Genomic DNA, 16897 nt, shown 5'->3' on the forward strand with positions numbered 1-16897 from the left:
ACAATTACCACCGACCCCACACCGGCATCGGAGGCAAGACCCCCATCGAACGCCTACGCGTTCACAACCTGCCCGTCAAGAACACCTAGCCCAAACTGACCGGCAACCTCGCCACGAGGTCAGCAGCGGTGGTGCCGAAGACAGCAGTGTCGCAGACTATGGTGCGACTCACTCGGTGTCCGCGGCGTTGCCGTAGTCGGCAAGCACCTGTGCGGCGATGCGGAACGCCGTATTGGCTTCGGGTACACCGCAATAGATGGCGGTCTGCAACAGTACCTCTTTGATCTCGTCGTTGCTCAGGCCGTTGCGGCGCGCCGCGCGCAGATGCATGGCCAGCTCTTCATGATGGCCCCGAGAGACCAGGGCGGTCAGGGTGACGATCGAACGGCTGCGCCGGTCGAGGCCTTCGCGGGTCCAGATGTTGCCCCACGCATAGCGAGTGATCAGGTCCTGAAAGTCGGCGGTGAACTCGGTAGTGCCTGCGATCGCGCGGTCGACGTGTTCGTCGCCCAGGACCTGTCGGCGCACCGCCATACCTGCGGTGTAGACCGGATCCCGCACCATCAGATGGGCGAGAATGAGGTTGACCGTCGCCTCGGGCGCCTCGACGGGTGCCAGGTGGCCGACATCGTCGAGCACCACCAGGCGTCCGTGTTGGACACCGGAAGCGATGCGCCCCAGCGACTCCGGGGGAGTAGCGCCGTCATGGGAGCCGGCGATGGCCAGCACCGGTGCAGCGATCTGACCGAGTCGTCCGGTGACATCGAAGTCGGCCAGTGCCTCGCATGCTTGGGCATAGGATTCGTCGTCGGTGCCGCGCAGTGCATCCGCCAGTGCCGCGACCAGCCCGGGCGCTCGATCGATGAAACCGGGTGCGAACCAGCGCTGCAGGGAAGCCTCGACGACCGCGCCGGTGCCCGAGGTGCGCACGGTGGCGGCACGGGTCGCCCACTCCGCTGCCCGACCGATGGCGGCGCCGGTGCATTGCAGCGTGGCGCTCGACAGCCGCTCGGGGGCATCGAGCAGCAGCTGCAGACCGACCGCACCGCCGATCGAATTGCCGGCGTAATGGAACGCCGCGCGCGGCGAGATCTCGTCCACCAAGGCCAGTACACCTGCCGCCAGGTCTGGCATCCGGAAGGCAGCTGCCGGGCTGCGTCCGTGGCCGGGAAGGTCCCACGCGATGACGCGCAGCCGCTGGGCGAGCTGTTCAGCGGCTAAGCCCCACAGGGCGGTTGCCGATGTCCCGAGCGATGGCCCGAGCAGAATCAGGTCTGCGTTCGGCGGTCCGCCGAAATCAGTACCGACCAGCCGTGGCACGCTCATGGTGTCTCCATCCAGGGGTGTGCGCGCTGCAGCACAGCATCGATGAGATGGCTTGCGGCCCCGGTGTAGTCGCCCCGGGTGGTCTTCCCGATCAGTTCGTTCATCGCCCGCTGCTCGCCGAGCAGGTCGCCGGCAGCAGCAAGGTTGGCCGCGGCGCGATCGGTGTCGATGACCAGCCCCGCCAGCAGATCTGTTGTCTGCGCGGCAGCTACGACGGCATAGCGGGACAAGGTCCGCAGGGCCGCCCATTCGGCGTGCCAGCCACCGTCGGAACGCTCATCGATGCTGCCTGCCGAAGCGGCGTGCAGGCTGGCGGCCAGCGGCGGTGCCGCCAAGCCGGCGCGGCGGATCAGCACGGACAACACCGGATTGTTCTTGTGCGGCATCGTCGACGAACCGCCGCCGCGGCCCTCGGACAATTCACCGATCTCGGGCCTGCTGCCCATCGCAACATCATTGGCGATGTGGGCCCACGCGTCGCAACATGTCGCCAACGCGTCGCCCGCGCGGGTGATGACGGAGCGAGTCGTGTGCCACGGCGGGCTGTCAGCAAGGCCGAGGGCCGCGGCCAGCCGTCTGGACAGGCGCATCGCATCGGTGGGTGAACCCGCTAACTCGGCGGCAGCGGCCATGGTGCCCGCGGCGCCGCCTGCCTGTACCGGCAGCTGCGGCAGTGCGGCGACACAGTCGGCGCCATCCAAAAGTCCGCTCAGCCAGTGGGCGAACTTCATGCCGACGGTGGTCGGCAATGCGGGCTGCGTCAAGGTGCGGGCAAGCATGGGACTGTCGCGGTAGGTCGCGGTCAGTGCGGCCACGGTGCGTACTTGCTGCCCGAGCTCGTTGTGAACCCGATCCAATGCGTCGCGCAGGCAGAGCATCAATGCGGTGTCGATGACGTCCTGACTGGTCAGGCCGCGGTGCAGCCAGCGTGCAGGTTCGCCATCGGTGCGTTCGCGAAGCAGATCGAGCAGACCGGGAACCGGGTTGCCGGTCGCCTCGGCGGCCACGGCGATCGCGTCCGCGTCCGCTGCCGAGATCGCCGCAGTCAGGTCGGCCCGCGCCGCCTCAGGCGCGATACCAGCATCGACAAGCGCAGCGAGCCAGGCGTTTTCGACCCGCAGCATCGCAGCCAGGTATGCCGCGTCGCTGAAGATCGGCCCGGCCCGGTGATCGCCGGGCCACAACACGTCGGTCATGGTTGCCCCCGATAGCGCAGGAATACCGTCTCGTCGGCGCCCTGCAACCTGATATCGAACCGTAAGCCCTGCTCGTCGGGCACCGCGATGAGCGTATGTCGACGATCAGCCGCCACGGAATTCAGCAAGCGATCTGCGTGGAGATGGTCGCCGGGCAGATAGGCACGGGTGAACAATCGGTTCAGCAGGCCCCGCGCAAACACGGCGACGGCAATGAACGGTGACGACGGGGGGAGCGCCCCAGGTCGCACCGTCGTGAAGCTGAAGTGGCCGCTGGTATCTGTCGAGGTTCGTCCCCATCCGCCGAAGTGGTGGCCGTCGCGGCGAAGCGAACTGGCCCGCGCCACGGCGCCGCCCGCATCGGCCTGCCAGATCTCCACCAGTGCATCGGGAACGGGCGCCCCGGCGCCGTCGGTGACAGTGCCGTGCAGTTCGATGGCACCGGCCGAGCCGGGAGGCACGAGTTCGTTGCCGCGTTCGAACGGCAACGCATAGCCGAAGAACGGGCCGATGGTCTGTCCGGGCGTGGCCATCAGCTCAGTCATTGTGACCCTCGAACGGCGTTGCGGCTGTGCCGGTGAGCACGATGTCCCACCGGTAGCCGGTGGCCCATTCGTGGCTGGTGATGTCGTGGTCGTAGACGGCGACCAGTCGATCACGGGCCTTGGGGTCGGTGATCGACTGATAGATCGGGTCCAGCGGGCACAGCGGGTCGCCCGGAAAGTACATCTGCGTGATCATCCGCTGCGTGAAATCGGTTCCGAACAAGGAGAAATGGATATGCGCGGGACGCCAGGCGTTGTGGTGGTTGCGCCAGGGGTACGGGCCGGGCTTGATCGTGGTGAACCGGTAGAACCCGTCGTCATCGGTCAGACAACGCCCCGTTCCGGTGAAATTGGGGTCCAACGGTGCGGGATGTTGATCACCCTGATGGATGTAGCGGCCGCTGGCGTTGGCCTGCCAGATCTCGACGAGTTGGCGGCGTACCGGCCTGCCGTCGCCGTCGACGATCCGCCCGGTCACCACGGTGCGTTCACCGATCGGTGTGCCGGCGTGTTGGATCGTCAGATCGGCGTCGAGCAGGGCGACGTCGTCTCGGCCGAAACAGGGCCCCACCAGCTCCACGGCCTCTGGATCGACCAGGTGTAGGGCCCGTTTGGGATGGCGAAGAACGCTGCTGCGGTAGGGCGGGTAGTCCAGCCTCGGCTGGCTCTCCTCAACGCCGCCGCGCGAGTACGTGGCCTGGATTGTCGCGATCTCCGCGCTGATCTGCTCCTGGCCTGTCACGGGCGCTCCAACCGGGCCAGTTCATGGCGCCAGGCGGCATCTGCGGTGAACGCGGGGCCGAGGTCGGGCAGGTCTGCCCAATCTGCCTCGTCGATCGGCCTTGGCGTGCCGCCCGCGCAGCGGATCCGCAGTGACATCGAAGCCAGCTGGTCCACGCTGATCGCCTGCAGGACAGCCTGGCGAACCGTGGCAGCGGCGCTGGTGATTCCATGGCCGCGACAGATCACCACCGGCTTGCCGGCCATGGCTGCGACCATCTCCCTACCGAGTTCTGCGGTGCGGATCAACACGGCCCGCGGGTACACCGGGACGCCGCGGCGCGCGAGCCACGCGCCAGGGATGTCGAAGGCCCCGTAGATGGGTTCGATCGTGATGCCCGCCAGGTCGGCGGCCACGACGGCCGGTGGGTGCAGGTGGGCCACTGCCCGGTTTTCGGGATGGGCCAGCAGGGTCTCGACGTGGATCGGCAGCTCGTTGGGCACCCGGTATCCGTCCAGTTCGCCTGGCATGCCCGGTGTTCCGTCAAAGCGGATGAGCCGAATGTCGCCGGGACGGGTGAATGCCACGCCGTCGTCGGAGTCGCTGCGGCACCGCACGAGTAGGTGTTGTTCGTCGACCCTGGCACTGATGTGTCCGAGAATGCCGTCCACCAGACCTCGGGCGGCAGCGACTCGGCAGGCCTGCGCCACCTCCAGCCTCAGTGGCGCCAGATCGTCGGCGGTCACGCGGTACCTCCGGTGGTCATCCCGAATCCACCGTCGGGATGTGTGGTTCCGGCCGTGATACCGCGGGACCGGTCTGATGCCAAGAAGACATAGCTCCAGGCGTGGTCCTGCGGAGTGAGTGCGACGTTGAGCGGGGTGCGGGCCGCGAGATCGCGTGCCCGGTCGGGGGTGTCGTCCAGGCGGATATGGTCGAGCGAGAGGTTCTGCAAACCGCGTAAGTCGGTGTTCAACGTTCCGCCCGGCGCAACGCCGTTGACCCGGATGTGCGGGGCGAGCTCGTAGGCGAGCGTGCTGACCAGGCCGCGCACGGCGAACTTCGACGCGACGTAAAGTACGCCGCCGCGACCGGGATAGAACGATGACGCGGACTCGGTGAGAACGATCGATGACCGCTCTTGGGCCTGAAGTGCTGGGAGAGCGGCTTTCACCGACTGCAGCTGACTCAGGACGTTGGTCTTGAACATCTCGTCGAACGCCGGCTCCAGCTCGTCGGTCGAGATATCGGTGATTCCCTTGTAGAAGTCGAAGATCCCCACGCAGTTGACCAGCGTGTCGAGGCCGCCGAACGCCGCAACGGCGGTAGTGACAGCACGCTCGTTGGCCTCGGCAGTCGTGGCATCTCCCTGTGTCACCGGGACTCTCGGCAACTGACTTGCCAAGGCAGCGCACTTCGACTGATCGCGTTCCAACACCGCGACCTGGGCTCCCTCGTCGAGATAGGCGTCGACGACTGCTCGACCGATTCCTGAGCCGGCGCCGACGACGAGGGCCCGCTTACCGTCCAGCCATCGCGTCACGGCAGGTCACTGTCGTCGGAGAGGAGCGGTTGGTGCATGTTGCCCACCATCGCCGCCAGAGTGTAGGCGTTCTGCCAGGTCAATGCCTCCAATTCCAGCGCGTCGAGACTGATCCATTGCCCCGACTTCGGCGATGTGATCAACAGCCGCGACCCGTTGCGGGTATCGACCCGGTGCAGCGTCACTTCGGTGAACTCGTTGGCGATGGTTATGGCGTCACCGACCGTATTGGCCATGAGGTCATCGAGTGCGCTCACAGGAAGACCGCCAGATTCTGCATACGCAGCACCGACTCATCGACATAGATGCTGCGCCGCGCCAACTTCCACTGGTCATCTGTGCGCCGCAGCAGGTCTTCCCGGCCGCAGGAGACGAACGCCGCCTCGTTCACATCGCCGCGGCTGCGGAACAGCAGCTCGGCTGACTCGACGATCAGGTGCTGGTCGTCCTCGCAGGCGAAGGTGCGAACGTTGGTGATGTGATGGCGCAGCCGTGACGGCGGATCTTCGGTCCAGGCGTGCTCGGTCGCAAAGCGCGCGACGCGCCGGTTCAACGAGTATTTGTTCTCATCGAAATGAGCCATGCCCGGCGAAGTGTCGAATCCAGCTCCCGAGGCGGTCGTCACCCGGACGGGCATGAAGTAATGGATGTCCTCGGTGAGGGTGTCAAGCCATTCGGTGTACTGCTGTGCGTCGAGTAGATAGGCCTCGTCGACCAAGAACTGGTGCGCCTGTAGGTGTCGGGTGTCGTTGAACGGCAAGGGCTTACCGGTACGGAGCTGCTTGGGTGCATGCTCACCAAGAACTGCAAGCTCCCACGGGCCGCGGGCATCTTTTGGCCGGGCGAACCCGGGCCGCTGGCTTTTCTCGGCGGACGTCATACCCGGGCCTCCTCGCAGCCGGCATCGCACGCCGACGTGCCGTTGGTCTGCACGAGGGGGGTGATTCCTTCGCGCTGTGTGCCCATCGCTGCGGTGTCGGTCGCCACCGGGCTCATTTGGAGGTGATCGGCCCACATCCGAAGGATCTCGCGCTGGTTGTTCTCGTTGTAGCCGACTTGAGCGGTGCCTGGGCCATGGAACAGCTCAGGTGGCAAGGCGTTGACCACGGGGGTGTCGTCGGCGAGCAGGCCCATCCGGCCGTTGAGCAACAGTTGACGGGCCATGGAACCGGCAGCGGTGTTGGTCAGCGACACCCAGTTCTCCACGTCATCCTGTTCGAACATGCCCGTGGAGCCAAAGCACATCAGGTAGGCCTTGTAGGAGTCTTTCTTGAACTGCTCGGGGGCGGCCGCATCGACCGCAAACCACGAGTACACCTCGGTTTCGTTCTCACTGATCGGCTGCCAGGTGCGGATCGAGATGAACGGCAACACATCTTCGCTGTCCTGGATCTTCGGCCAGTTGTGAACCAGGCTCATGTTAGGAAAACAGGATGCCGCCGAGATCATGAAGCCGTCGTCGGCGACCATGCGCTGGTGGTCGGCCGACCACACGTCCTTGATGCGCCCCACCATTTCGTCGGGATAGCCGACGTAGCGCATCCGTTCCTCGAAGTCGCCGGGCGGCAGCTTGTAGGTGGTACCTCCGCCGCAGGTCGCCCAGTACGTCGCGCCGTCTTTGCGCTTCTGCGCCTTCGGTTCCCGAAATAGCCCGATATCGACGACAGAGGCGTGGGTGTGCGGGGTGTGATACATGTCGCCGGCGAAATTCTCGACGCCGATCTTCCAGTTCGCCTTGATGCGCCACCGTTGCGGGCCGCGCACCTCGAGGCCGCTGCGGCTCTGCCTGGTGTAGAAGTCGAGATAGAACTTGAAGTCGCCGAGAAAGTCCTCGAGCGGGGGAGCCTGCGGGTCAAGGCTGATGAAGATCAGGCCGTTGTAACTGGCGAGACTCGGTGCGGGCAACAGAGTCTGGCCGCGCTTGGAAAAGCCGGCCTCGCCGCCATAGGCCTCTTGGTGGAAGGGCAAGCCGGTGATGCGCCCGTCGTTGCGATACGACCAGCCGTGGTAGGGACATCGGAAATTGGAGGCATTGCCCATCTCGGCGCGGCAGATCTGCATCCCGCGATGCAGGCACATGTTGAACATGGCCCGCACGTCGCCCTTGGAGTCGCGCGCAATGATGAAGGAGTCGTTGAGCAGGCGTCGCACGACGTAGTCGCCGTCTTGGGGGATCTCCGACTCATGCGCGACGAACATCCAGGCGCGACGGAAGAGCCGCTCCTTCTCGAGTTCGAAGATCTCAGCGTCGTTGTAGATGTGCGCCGGGATCATGCCCCGCCTGACCTCATCGAGGACATGCCGGTGATCACTCATCGATGCGTCTCCAGTCTTGAGAACCCAAGATATCTGTTATGCAGAGAAAGTCCCGGGGCTGTGGCGAAAACTCTGCCAGGATTCCCGCTTAAAGGTCAACAACGCTGGGTAGTGTCTCTGCTATGCAGAAAGACGAGCCTGGTTGGTCGCCGGGCGACGCGGCCCCGGACGGGGGTGTGCCGCAGTACCCGATCGGATCGGTGGACCGGGCGCTGAAGCTGCTGCTGCTGCTGGGGGAGCAGCCGCAGATCCGCTTGACCGACGCGGCGAACCACTTGGGCGTCGCATCCTCCACTGCCCACCGGCTGTTGGCGATGCTGCAGTACCGGGGCTTTGTGCGCCAGGATCCGGCGTCCAAGGCGTATCACCCCGGGCCCGCGCTGATGAGCGTGGCGTTCTCGGTGTTCAACCGCATCGACATCGAGGGTGCGGCAAAGCCGGTACTACTGCGCCTCAGTGAATGTCTCAACGAGTCGGTGCACCTTGGCGTGCTTGAGGGCTCCAACGTCCGCTTCATCGCGGCTGCCGAGGGGCAGGCTGCGGTGCGGGTTGCCTCACGGCTGGGACGCACCATGCCGGCGCATTGCACCTCGACCGGCAAGGCGCTACTGGCGCGCCTGTCTGACGCCGACATCGCCCGGCTGTATCCCACCGAAGAGCTGCAGCGTGTGACGACACATTCGGTAGGCACCAGGACGGAGCTGCACCGCGAGCTCGGTCGGATACGACAACAGGGCTACGCGGTGAACCGGGAGGGCAGTGAGGACGGCGTCGCCTCGGTTGCGGTGCCGATTCCCGCGCGTGCGCCGGGTGTGCTGCTGGCGCTCAATGCCGCAGCGCCCGTTCACCGTCTGAGTATTTCGCAGTACCAAGGGGTGGCCGCTGTGCTGGTCGAGGCGGCCAAAGAGATAGGCGCACAGATCGGCTAGGTGCTACGGCGAGGCCAAGAGCAGCTGCGCCCGCCGCGCCAACAGCCGACGTACCGCATCGTCCATGTGCTCATCGATCAGTCGGATCGCCAGATCTTCGTCTCCGGCACCGATCGCCTTGCGCAGCACGACATGTTCGGTCACCTGTTCGCGTAGGTCGGGGTAGGCCTCTTCGAGTTCTCCGAGCAGGATTCGAGTTTCCGACAGCAGGGTCCGCATCGCGCGGTGCAGGCGAGGGCTGCCGGCACACTCGACCAGCACCTCATGGAACGCCTGGTCGGCGTCGGCCGCAGCGGTGCCGTCGCCGTGGGCGGCGGCCACCCGCAGGGCCTCCACCGGACCACGCAACCGCGCCGCCGCTCCGCGGGGGTCACCGTGGAGCACTTCGATCACGGCGGCGCGTTCGATCGCCTTGCGGGCCTGATACACGTCGCGGACGTCGTCATCGGTGAGTTCGACGACGAAGATGCCTCGGTTGCGTTCGCTGCGCAGCAACCCTTCGGCCACCAGCCGCTGCATCGCCTCCCGTACCGGTCCACGCGACACCGCAAACTGCGCGGCCAGACTCGCTTCACCGAGCTGCTGACCCGGCAACAGCCGGCCGCGGGTGATCGCCTCCCGCAGTCGTTCGGCGATCAACTCTGCCGTCGAAGCTCGGCTCAGTGGCTCGAACGCGGCATCGTGTGAGATTGTCATCGCCCATCCTCGAACAATGCGCCCAGCCCGGCGGTCCGCCGGGTTATCCCGGCGATGCGCAAACCTTCCCACACCGTCACCGCGTTAGCGGTCAGTACCGGCTTGCCCAGCAGTTGCTCGATTTCGTCGACCTGGTCGACGGTGTGCATGGCGGTGTCGGGAATCAACAGTGCGTCCGCCCGGGGACAATCATTGCGCAGCGCCAAGTCCCGGACCTGATTCGGCGTCAGCCGGCCCACCTCTGCGGCGGTGGGGATGCCGGCGTCGCCCATGGCTTCGACGGTGACGCCATGGGCGGCAACAAAGTTCACGAACAACTCGGCGATGTCGCGCGGATAGCTGGCCGCCACCGCGACGTGACGGCAACCGAGCGCGGCCAACGCGTGCACGAACGCGAACGAGGTGCTCGAGGCGGGCACGCCCGCTTCCGCCGCCAGCTGCTCGACCTGCTCGGCCGCGCCCGTGGGGCCGAACACGAAGCTGCCCGATGTACACGCCCAGACCACCGCGGCGGGCCGCTGCGGCGCCAGCAATGCCGCCCCGCGGGCGAGTTTGTCAGGGCTGCCGAGATCCATCAGCTCTGGCACGGCGTGCAGGTCGGTGCCGTAGATGTGCGCCACGGGCAGGTGCATGTCCAGCAACCGAGCTGCGCGCGGGTAGTCCGACTCGGCGGCGTGGTCGGGATAGATGAACCCGACGGTGGGTGGTGCGGCGGTCACTGCGGGGCTCCGGTGAAGACGTCGCGGAGCCACTGGCCGGGGCCCATCATCGGCAGGTCCATCCGGCCCAAGCACGCCCACATCGTGAGTTGATTGGCGGTGAGGATCGGCTTGCCCAGCATCTGCTCCAGCGGCGCGACGATGTCATAGGTCCGCAGGTTGGTGCAGCTGACGAAGATGGCCTGCGAGTCCGGGCGATCGGCGGCCAGGATCCGTTCGGCCACGGTGCGGTAGTTGACTTTCCAGATCCCCCCGCCCAGCCCCAGATGATCCGAGTGCAGCACGGACACCCCGAGCTGATTCAAGAACACCCGCAACAAGTCGGTCAGCTCTTCGTCGTAGGGGGTCAGCACGCTGATCCGCGAGATGTCCAGTGCGATAACGGCTTCGGCCAGTGCTCCCGATGTGGTGACCGCCGCCTTGGCGCCGGCCGCCTCGATCGCAGAGACCAGCGTCTTCTCATACTCGACGCCGTGGATGAAGCTGCCTGACGAGCACAGATAGGCAACCACCTCTGGTTCGACGTGCAGCACGTCTCGGGTCGCCGCCTGTAGGTGGTTGGTGTCAGACACCAGCTCGGCCATGGCCCGGCTGACCGGGACCGGTTCGTAGTGAGTACGGGCCAGGTGCAGCGTCACCTCGGCGGGGATCCAGCGCCACAGTTCGCGTTCGATGGCCAGGTCGAACGGCGCGATGATGCCGACACCGCGCTGATCAACCGGCCCGTCGAACTCCGGCAATTCCGGAAACTGGGACAGATCCATGGGTTTCCCCATACCGACGTTCCACCCCCAGGCCAGCCCTGGATTGTTGACAATCATACGATCTGTTTCTACGGTGTCAATGTGGACGCGCGGCCGGTGGTGACCGTCCAGCACGGTGAGTCGGTTCCCGCCCAACTCGATTCGATCAGCGCAGACGCGGAGTTGCGCATGGTTCCGTCATCGCGGCTGGCCGACGGAATTGTCGGCGCCGACGTGCTCTTCTTGTATGACTTCTCCTCTCCCGCACTGGAATCGGTGTGGTCTTCCGCCGAGGCGCTGCGCTGGGTCCAGGTCGCCGCGATCGGCGTGGACGCCGTGCTCTTCGAAGAGCTGGTCGACAGCGATGTCGTGGTCACCAATTCGCGCGGCATATTCGAGGAACCCATTGCCGAGTACGTGCTGGGCCAGATCCTGGCCTTCGCCAAGGACTTCCGGCGCTCCGGGGAGGCTCAGCGTGTCCACCGGTGGGAGCACTTCGACAGCGAGCCGATCGCCGGCGCATCTGTGACCATCATCGGGCCGGGCCCGGTAGGGCGGGCCGTCGCCCGGTTGCTGCGAGCCGTTGGCATGTCGGTGCGCGGCGTGGGCCGCAGCGCCCGCGAGGATCCCGACTTCGGCTCGATCACCACCGATGTGCTCGCCGCAGTCGCCGACGCCGACTATGTGGTGCTCGCCGCCCCATTGACGGCGCAGACCCGGGGCATGGTCGAGGCCGGGGTGCTTGACGCGATGCGGCCGACGGCGCGCCTGATCAACGTGGGGCGCGGCGAGCTGGTGGACACCGGCGCGCTGGTGGCGGCGCTGCAGAACGGCGTCATTGCCGGGGCGGCCCTCGATGTCGTCGAACCGGAGCCGCTTCCTGCCGATCATCCGCTGTGGAGTGCGCCCAACGTCAGCCTGACGCCACACAACAGCGGTGACATCCGGGGTTGGCGGAGTCTCTTGCAGCAGCAGTTCATCGCCAACTTCAAGCGATATCTCGCTGGGCAGCCACTGCACAACGTCGTCGACAAGCAGATGACCCGGTACGCATCCAGCGGAACCGGGTGAGGGGGCGGACATGACCGAGCCGACTGAACTGACCGCTCTGCAACTGGTCGCCGCCTACACCTCCGGTGAGCTGTCGCCGGTGGAAGCCACCGCCGCCGCTCTCGCGGCGATCAGCGAACGTGACGGCGAAGTCAACGCCTTCTGTCTGGTCGATGAAGAGGCTGCGCTGTCGGAGGCCCGTAAATCCGAGGTCCGCTGGGGCGGCAACTACACCAAGGGCCTGCTCGATGGGGTGCCGATCGCGATCAAGGACGTCTTTCACACCGCCGGTTGGCCGACTTTGCGGGGATCGCTGCTCGCCGATGCGGCGGGGCCATGGCCCGATGACAGTCCGGCGGTGGACAAGATCCGCAACGACGGCATGGTGCTGCTGGGCAAGACGACCACCCCGGAACTGGCGTGGAAGGGCGTCACCGACAGCCCACGGACCGGCGTCACCCGCAATCCCGCCGACACCACCCGTACCGCCGGTGGCTCCTCGGGTGGCAGCGCCGCCGCCGTCGCGGCCGGAATGGCGCCCTTGGCTATCGGCACAGACGGCGGCGGAAGCATCCGGATCCCCGCGAGTTTCTGCGGGGTGGTCGGTTTCAAACCCACTCACGGCCGGGTGCCGATGTATCCGATCAGTCCGTTCGGGCCACTGGCGCACGCCGGCCCGATCACCCGGACCGTCGAAGACGCCGCCGTGCTGATGGACATCATCGCGTTGCCGGACTTCCGCGACTCCACATCGTTGCCGGCGACTCTGACGACCTACCGCGGTGAAGTCCGGCGCGACCTGGTCGGTCTCGACGTCGCGTACTCGCCGACTCTGGGATATGCCGACGTCGACCCGCAAGTCGAATCCGCGGTTGCCGAGGCGGTTCAGGCACTGGCCGACGCGGGATTGAACGTTGTGATAGCCGATCCCGGCTTCGCCGACCCTATCGACGCGTTCGAGGTGCTGTGGGCGACCGGGGCAGCGGGCAGTCTGCGTGGCCGAGAGAGCGACCGCGGGCTCGTCGACCCGGGCCTGGCCGACATGTGGGCCCGGGGCACGGCGGTGTCGGGCGTGGACTATCTGGCCGCACGCCAGGTCAGTGTGGATCTGGGGTTGACCATGGGCCGCTTCCACGAACGGCACAACCTCTTGATCACGCCGACCACGCCCATTGCGGCCTTCACCGCCGGCCACGACGTGCCGACCGAATCCGATATGCGGTGGTGGGCGCAGTGGACGCCGTTCACCTACCCGTTCAACATGACTCAACAGCCGGCGCTGAGCATTCCGATCGGCGCCACATCGGAGGGGCTGCCGATCGGCATGCAGATCATCGGACCCCGGCACAGCGACGATCTGGTGTTGGCGGCCGGTCTGTTCGCCGAGCGAGTGCTTGGCCTGACCGGTAGATCGCGCCCTTGCCGGCCCCTCGCTAGGCCCTAGTGAAGGCCAACTGTTCCCCGACCGCACCGGCCATCCACAAGTCGTTGCATGCGGCGGCCATCTCGCTCAGGCCGTCCTCGATCGTGGCGAAGACGTTGCCGGGCACCCACCCGACATCGCCATTGACCAGCAGGTTGTTGCGGCCGTAGAATATCGCAAGGTCCGTGGCGCCCAGCGGTGAACTCGCTTGCCCGTCCGCGTCGTATCCGTAGGCGGGGTTGCCGATGTCACCGGCGTCGAAGTCGAAGAAGCAGACGTCGCCGGGGATTGGCGTGACCGTGGTGTTCTCCCGGCCCGGGCTACCCAACGGCGGCAACAGCGTGTAGACCTCGTTGCGGGCGTACTTGCCGTGAAAGGCCTGGCCGGCGACGGGCAACGCTTCCCAGACCACGGCGCAGGTCAGGGGCGCCTGCTCGTCGAGCAGGCGCGCGCGGCACGACACCCCCCGCCCGGTCAGCGTGATGGACAGGAAACGTGCCACAGCAGTCCCTTTCCTCTCCGTCCGGGTCTAGACCGGGTCGAAGACGCGGCTGGCGATGAATGTCGGTCGCGGAACGGCAGCGCCGAACGGCTCCACCAGGGTGTTGTCCACGCTGTTGTAGACGATGAAGACGTTCGAGCGCGCATACGGCGTGATGTTGCTGCTCGAGCCGTGCATGCAGTTGCTGTCGAAGAACACCGCGGACCCGGCCGGGCCGGTGATCTGGCGAATCCCGTGCTGATCGGCCAGCCAGGTCAGGCTCGCATCGTCGGGTGTGCCGATCTCCTGCTGTTTGAGCGACGAGCGGTAGTGATCCGGCGGGGTCTGACCCGGGCACGACACGAACCAACGGTGCGAACCGGGCATGATCATCAGGGATCCGTTGCTGTCCAGGTTCTCGGTGAGGGCTACCGAGACGCTGACCGCCCGAGGGCTGGGCATGCCGTCTTCAGCGTGCCAGGTCTCAAAATCGGAGTGCCAGTAGAACTCCCGGCCATTGAACCCCGGCTTGAAGTTGACCCGGCTCTGGTGCACATAGACATCGGAGCCGAGCAGTTGACGGGCCGGTCCCACCAGGCGCGGATCGGCGACCAGCGCGGCGAACGCCGGGCTGATCCGGTGCACCTCGAAGATCGACCGGATCTGGCCGCTGTCGCGCTCGCAGATCGAACGGTCGTCGGCGGCCAGCGCGGCGTCGGCCCGCAGGCGGTCGAGCTCGTTGCGCAGGTCTGCGACCACATCGGCGTCCACCAGGGTGTCGACGGCCAGAAATCCGTCGGCGTCGAACTGCGCGACACTGTCCGGGCTCCACGGCCCGCCGTTGGCTGCTGCGGTCCAGACCACCGGGTCGTGCCGGGGTTCGATACCGATCGTGACGTTATTGCGCGTGGGGTAGCGGTCGGTGAGGGTTTGGGCCATAGGAGGGGTCACGATGCCGTCTCCTGCGGATGTTCAGTGAGCAGGGGGTACGCGCCGGTGTCGTCGTGCACCTCCTGCCCGGTGACCGGCGGGTCGAATACGCACACCATGCGCAGATCGGTGTGGGCAATGACCCGGTGGTGCTCGTGACCGTCGAGCAGGTACAGGGTGCCGTCATGCAGCGGGTGCACCTCGCCGGTCTCGTCGTTGATCAGCTCACCTTCGCCGCCGACGCAGTACACCGCTTCAACGTGATTGGCGTACCACATCGAGGTCTCAGTGCCGGCGTACAGGCACGTCTCGTGCATCGAGAACCGCTGTCCGTCGCGGGCCAGCAACAGCCGCTGGCTGTTCCACGTCTTGGACTGCACGTCGCGGTCGGTGCCCTTGATCTCGGCGAGGGTACGGACAATCATCGGCTGACTCCTGAGGTGGTTGCGGTGAGTTCGCGGGCGGCGACGGCTTCGATCGACTGGGCGGCGATCATCAGACCTTCGGCTAGGTCGTCATCGTCAATGACCAACGGCGGCATCATTTTTACGACTTCGCCTTCCGGTCCAGAGGTCTCCAGCAGCAGTCCGCGCTCGAAGGCCTCGCGGCATACCGCCGCTGCCAGCTCGGGGCGTTCGAAGGCCACGCCGCGGATCAGCCCACGGCCGCGGGTGGTGACGCCGGGGATCGGGTCCACGACTTCGGTCAGCGCCTGTTCGATCAGTTCGCCCTTACGCAGTACGGACTTCTCCAAGCGGTTGTCGGTCCAGAAGTTCAGTGCGGCAGCGGCGGTCACGAAGGACGGGTTCTGGCCGCGGAATGTGCCGTTGTGCTCGCCCGGCTCCCACACGTCAAGTTCGGGCTTGAACAGCGTTAACGCCATCGGCAGCCCGTACCCGCTGATCGACTTGGACAGGCAGACGATGTCGGGAACTATTCCGGCCGCCTCGAAGCTGAAGAACGGTCCGGTGCGCCCGCAGCCCATCTGGACGTCGTCGACGATCAGCAGCAGGTTGTGGCGCTGGCACAGCTCAGACAGGCCGCGCAACCATTCCAGGCGGGCCACGTTGATTCCGCCTTCACCCTGAACGGTCTCGACGATCACCCCCGCCGGCTCATTCAGGCCGCTGCCGCTGTCATCGAGCAGACGCTCGAACCAGATGAAGTCGGGCACCACGCCATCGAGGTAGTTGTCATAGGGCATCGGCGTGGCATGCACCAGCGGGATACCGGCGCCGCCGCGCTTCATCGAGTTGCCGGTGACACTCAGCGAACCCAGTGTCATGCCGTGAAAAGCGTTGGTAAAGCTGATGATGCTCTCGCGACCGGTGACCTTGCGCACCAGTTTCAGCGCCGATTCCACCGCGTTGGTCCCGGTGGGCCCGGGAAACTGCACCTTGTAGTCGAGCTCGCGAGGCTTGAGGATCACATCGTTGAAGCGCTCCAGGAACTCGGCCTTCGCGACGGTGTTCATGTCGAGGGAGTGCACCACTCGATCCGAGCTCAGGTACTCCACTAGCGGCGCCCGCAGATCAGGGTGGTTGTGGCCGTAGTTGAGCGCTCCGGCGCCGGCAAAAAAGTCCAGATACTCCTTGCCGTTGACATCCCACATCCGGGAGCCGCTGGCCCGATCGAACGTCACCGGCCAGGACCGGCAATAACTTCGTACCTCGGATTCCAGGGTTTCAAAAATCGTCATAGTTCCTCCGTCCGTCGGTCACATACAACGGAACGGAACGACAGGTCGACGTCAAACTCCGTGCCGCGGGTGATCTCGGCTCGACCTACCACCCCGCTCGTATGCCCCCGGCCTAGGTCTGTCGGGGCTCACGTTTGCGCGTTCGTGACCTTACCGAGACCATTTTGTGATCTCAACCTTGCCACGCCCTCACTGGCGTCGTGGGGGTACCCGAAGCGGCCCGATGCGAAACAGTTCTTCTGCCAGATGAGATTCGGCGAACAAATCCGCTCCGAACAGCACGGAACACTCCAGTGGTGCAGCCCATCGCCGAGCGAAGGCGCCGAAAAGCCGGCGGCTGGCCTCGTTGTCCGGTGTGATCGAGGTCTCAAGATGAGTAACGCCTCGAGTGACCTGCGTGCTCGCCAGGTGATCGAGCATCCTGCCGGCCAGGCCGGCTCCCCGGTGCGCGGCGTTGACAGCCACCTGCCAGACCATCAGGGTCTGCGGATCCTCGGGACGCCGATAGCCGGTGACAAAGCCGCCGAGTTTGTGCGGCGGTCCCAGTTTCGGCTCTCCTGCGTCGAGCCTCGCTGAACCG

20 protein-coding genes are annotated in these 16897 nt (G+C 65.9%); 3 read left to right on the forward strand and 17 right to left on the reverse strand.

Annotation, left to right across the window (positions count from 1 at the left end):
* Window positions 1-168: 168 nt before the first annotated feature.
* From pcaC to LI94_RS14775, 9 genes are read right to left on the reverse strand one after another with little or no spacing between them, the layout of a single operon-like run.
* On the reverse strand, window positions 169-1326 hold the full coding sequence (gene pcaC, locus LI94_RS14735; RefSeq protein WP_024443308.1) for a 4-carboxymuconolactone decarboxylase: 1158 nt from the start codon (window positions 1324-1326) through the stop codon (window positions 169-171).
* Window positions 1323-2522 carry a 3-carboxy-cis,cis-muconate cycloisomerase gene (pcaB, locus tag LI94_RS14740; RefSeq protein WP_046301641.1) on the reverse strand — a complete coding sequence of 400 codons (1200 nt, stop codon included), beginning with the start codon at window positions 2520-2522 and terminating at the stop codon, window positions 1323-1325. Before pcaB ends, pcaC begins: the two co-directional genes overlap by 4 nt.
* On the reverse strand, window positions 2519-3067 hold the full coding sequence (gene pcaG / locus LI94_RS14745; protein WP_024443306.1) for a protocatechuate 3,4-dioxygenase subunit alpha: 549 nt from the start codon (window positions 3065-3067) through the stop codon (window positions 2519-2521). The genes pcaB and pcaG overlap by 4 nt, the downstream gene beginning before the upstream one ends.
* Window positions 3060-3809 carry a protocatechuate 3,4-dioxygenase subunit beta gene (gene pcaH / locus LI94_RS14750; protein ID WP_024443305.1) on the reverse strand — a complete coding sequence of 250 codons (750 nt, stop codon included), beginning with the start codon at window positions 3807-3809 and terminating at the stop codon, window positions 3060-3062. The genes pcaG and pcaH overlap by 8 nt, the downstream gene beginning before the upstream one ends.
* A complete protein-coding gene (locus LI94_RS14755; RefSeq protein ID WP_046301642.1) occupies window positions 3806-4534 on the reverse strand; it encodes a class II aldolase/adducin family protein in 729 nt (242 codons plus the stop codon). The genes pcaH and LI94_RS14755 overlap by 4 nt, the downstream gene beginning before the upstream one ends.
* Window positions 4531-5331: a 3-(cis-5,6-dihydroxycyclohexa-1,3-dien-1-yl)propanoate dehydrogenase gene (gene hcaB, locus LI94_RS14760; protein WP_024443303.1), complete on the reverse strand. Its 801-nt coding sequence runs from the start codon at window positions 5329-5331 to the stop codon at window positions 4531-4533. Before hcaB ends, LI94_RS14755 begins: the two co-directional genes overlap by 4 nt.
* Complete coding sequence (locus tag LI94_RS14765) at window positions 5328-5567, reverse strand: hypothetical protein (RefSeq protein WP_036458330.1); 240 nt, start codon at window positions 5565-5567, stop codon at window positions 5328-5330. Before LI94_RS14765 ends, hcaB begins: the two co-directional genes overlap by 4 nt.
* A gap of 17 nt (window positions 5568-5584) precedes the next feature.
* The gene (locus LI94_RS14770) at window positions 5585-6211 is read right to left on the reverse strand and encodes a 3-phenylpropionate/cinnamic acid dioxygenase subunit beta (protein ID WP_082105769.1); all 627 of its coding nucleotides are present in this window, start codon (window positions 6209-6211) and stop codon (window positions 5585-5587) included.
* Window positions 6208-7647: an aromatic ring-hydroxylating dioxygenase subunit alpha gene (locus LI94_RS14775; protein ID WP_024443300.1), complete on the reverse strand. Its 1440-nt coding sequence runs from the start codon at window positions 7645-7647 to the stop codon at window positions 6208-6210. The genes LI94_RS14770 and LI94_RS14775 overlap by 4 nt, the downstream gene beginning before the upstream one ends.
* Window positions 7648-7769: 122 nt before the next feature.
* Between LI94_RS14775 and LI94_RS14780 the strand changes: the two genes are divergently transcribed.
* Entirely contained in the window at window positions 7770-8576 is an 807-nt protein-coding gene (locus LI94_RS14780) for an IclR family transcriptional regulator (RefSeq protein WP_024443299.1), read from the forward strand.
* Between the two features lie 3 nt (window positions 8577-8579).
* Here LI94_RS14780 and LI94_RS14785 read toward each other — a convergent pair whose 3' ends face one another.
* Genes LI94_RS14785 through LI94_RS14795 form a run of 3 tightly spaced genes read right to left on the reverse strand, consistent with a single transcriptional unit; the run spans window position 8580 to window position 10755 of the window.
* On the reverse strand, window positions 8580-9272 hold the full coding sequence (locus LI94_RS14785; protein WP_024443298.1) for a GntR family transcriptional regulator: 693 nt from the start codon (window positions 9270-9272) through the stop codon (window positions 8580-8582).
* Window positions 9269-9991, reverse strand: a complete 723-nt coding sequence (locus tag LI94_RS14790; protein ID WP_046301644.1) for a maleate cis-trans isomerase — start codon at window positions 9989-9991, stop codon at window positions 9269-9271. The genes LI94_RS14785 and LI94_RS14790 overlap by 4 nt, the downstream gene beginning before the upstream one ends.
* The gene (locus LI94_RS14795; RefSeq protein ID WP_024443296.1) at window positions 9988-10755 is read right to left on the reverse strand and encodes an Asp/Glu/hydantoin racemase; all 768 of its coding nucleotides are present in this window, start codon (window positions 10753-10755) and stop codon (window positions 9988-9990) included. The genes LI94_RS14790 and LI94_RS14795 overlap by 4 nt, the downstream gene beginning before the upstream one ends.
* 81 nt (window positions 10756-10836) lie before the next feature.
* On the opposite strand from LI94_RS14795, the gene LI94_RS14800 reads away from it, so the two are divergent.
* A complete protein-coding gene (locus tag LI94_RS14800; protein WP_046301645.1) occupies window positions 10837-11805 on the forward strand; it encodes a D-2-hydroxyacid dehydrogenase in 969 nt (322 codons plus the stop codon).
* Between the two features lie 10 nt (window positions 11806-11815).
* Window positions 11816-13228, forward strand: coding sequence for an amidase (locus LI94_RS14805; protein WP_046301646.1), 1413 nt, complete (start codon window positions 11816-11818; stop codon window positions 13226-13228).
* On the opposite strand, the gene LI94_RS14810 is transcribed toward LI94_RS14805, so the two are convergent.
* The 5 genes from LI94_RS14810 to ectA form a co-directional block, all read right to left on the reverse strand.
* On the reverse strand, window positions 13218-13709 hold the full coding sequence (locus tag LI94_RS14810) for a DUF3830 family protein (protein ID WP_024443293.1): 492 nt from the start codon (window positions 13707-13709) through the stop codon (window positions 13218-13220). The two genes, LI94_RS14805 and LI94_RS14810, sit on opposite strands and share 11 nt — an antisense overlap.
* 27 nt (window positions 13710-13736) lie before the next feature.
* Entirely contained in the window at window positions 13737-14627 is an 891-nt protein-coding gene (thpD, locus tag LI94_RS14815) for an ectoine hydroxylase (RefSeq protein WP_046301647.1), read from the reverse strand.
* Window positions 14628-14635: 8 nt separating this feature from the next.
* Window positions 14636-15043, reverse strand: coding sequence for an ectoine synthase (locus LI94_RS14820; protein ID WP_024443291.1), 408 nt, complete (start codon window positions 15041-15043; stop codon window positions 14636-14638).
* Window positions 15040-16317, reverse strand: a complete 1278-nt coding sequence (ectB, locus tag LI94_RS14825) for a diaminobutyrate--2-oxoglutarate transaminase (protein WP_046301648.1) — start codon at window positions 16315-16317, stop codon at window positions 15040-15042. Before ectB ends, LI94_RS14820 begins: the two co-directional genes overlap by 4 nt.
* A gap of 189 nt (window positions 16318-16506) precedes the next feature.
* On the reverse strand, window positions 16507-16897 hold a 391-nt coding region (gene ectA / locus LI94_RS14830), incomplete at its 5' end, for a diaminobutyrate acetyltransferase (protein WP_046301649.1).

Source organism: Mycobacterium sp. UM_Kg27, from assembly GCF_000972905.1.
Lineage (GTDB): Bacteria > Actinomycetota > Actinomycetes > Mycobacteriales > Mycobacteriaceae > Mycobacterium.

Excerpts from the sequence above, each read along its gene's own strand:
- LI94_RS14785 (WP_024443298.1), bottom strand. The coding sequence starts at position 9,272 with ATGACAATCTCACACGATGCCGCGTTCGAGCCACTGAGCCGAGCTTCG.
- pcaG (WP_024443306.1), bottom strand. The coding sequence starts at position 3,067 with ATGACTGAGCTGATGGCCACGCCCGGACAGACCATCGGCCCGTTCTTC.
- thpD (WP_046301647.1), bottom strand. The coding sequence starts at position 14,627 with ATGGCCCAAACCCTCACCGACCGCTACCCCACGCGCAATAACGTCACG.
- LI94_RS14775 (WP_024443300.1), bottom strand. The coding sequence starts at position 7,647 with ATGAGTGATCACCGGCATGTCCTCGATGAGGTCAGGCGGGGCATGATC.
- LI94_RS14780 (WP_024443299.1), top strand. The coding sequence starts at position 7,770 with ATGCAGAAAGACGAGCCTGGTTGGTCGCCGGGCGACGCGGCCCCGGAC.
- LI94_RS14805 (WP_046301646.1), top strand. The coding sequence starts at position 11,816 with ATGACCGAGCCGACTGAACTGACCGCTCTGCAACTGGTCGCCGCCTAC.
- LI94_RS14820 (WP_024443291.1), bottom strand. The coding sequence starts at position 15,043 with ATGATTGTCCGTACCCTCGCCGAGATCAAGGGCACCGACCGCGACGTG.
- pcaB (WP_046301641.1), bottom strand. The coding sequence starts at position 2,522 with ATGACCGACGTGTTGTGGCCCGGCGATCACCGGGCCGGGCCGATCTTC.
- LI94_RS14795 (WP_024443296.1), bottom strand. The coding sequence starts at position 10,755 with ATGGATCTGTCCCAGTTTCCGGAATTGCCGGAGTTCGACGGGCCGGTT.
- LI94_RS14770 (WP_082105769.1), bottom strand. The coding sequence starts at position 6,211 with ATGACGTCCGCCGAGAAAAGCCAGCGGCCCGGGTTCGCCCGGCCAAAA.
- LI94_RS14765 (WP_036458330.1), bottom strand. The coding sequence starts at position 5,567 with ATGGCCAATACGGTCGGTGACGCCATAACCATCGCCAACGAGTTCACC.
- pcaC (WP_024443308.1), bottom strand. The coding sequence starts at position 1,326 with ATGAGCGTGCCACGGCTGGTCGGTACTGATTTCGGCGGACCGCCGAAC.
- ectB (WP_046301648.1), bottom strand. The coding sequence starts at position 16,317 with ATGACGATTTTTGAAACCCTGGAATCCGAGGTACGAAGTTATTGCCGG.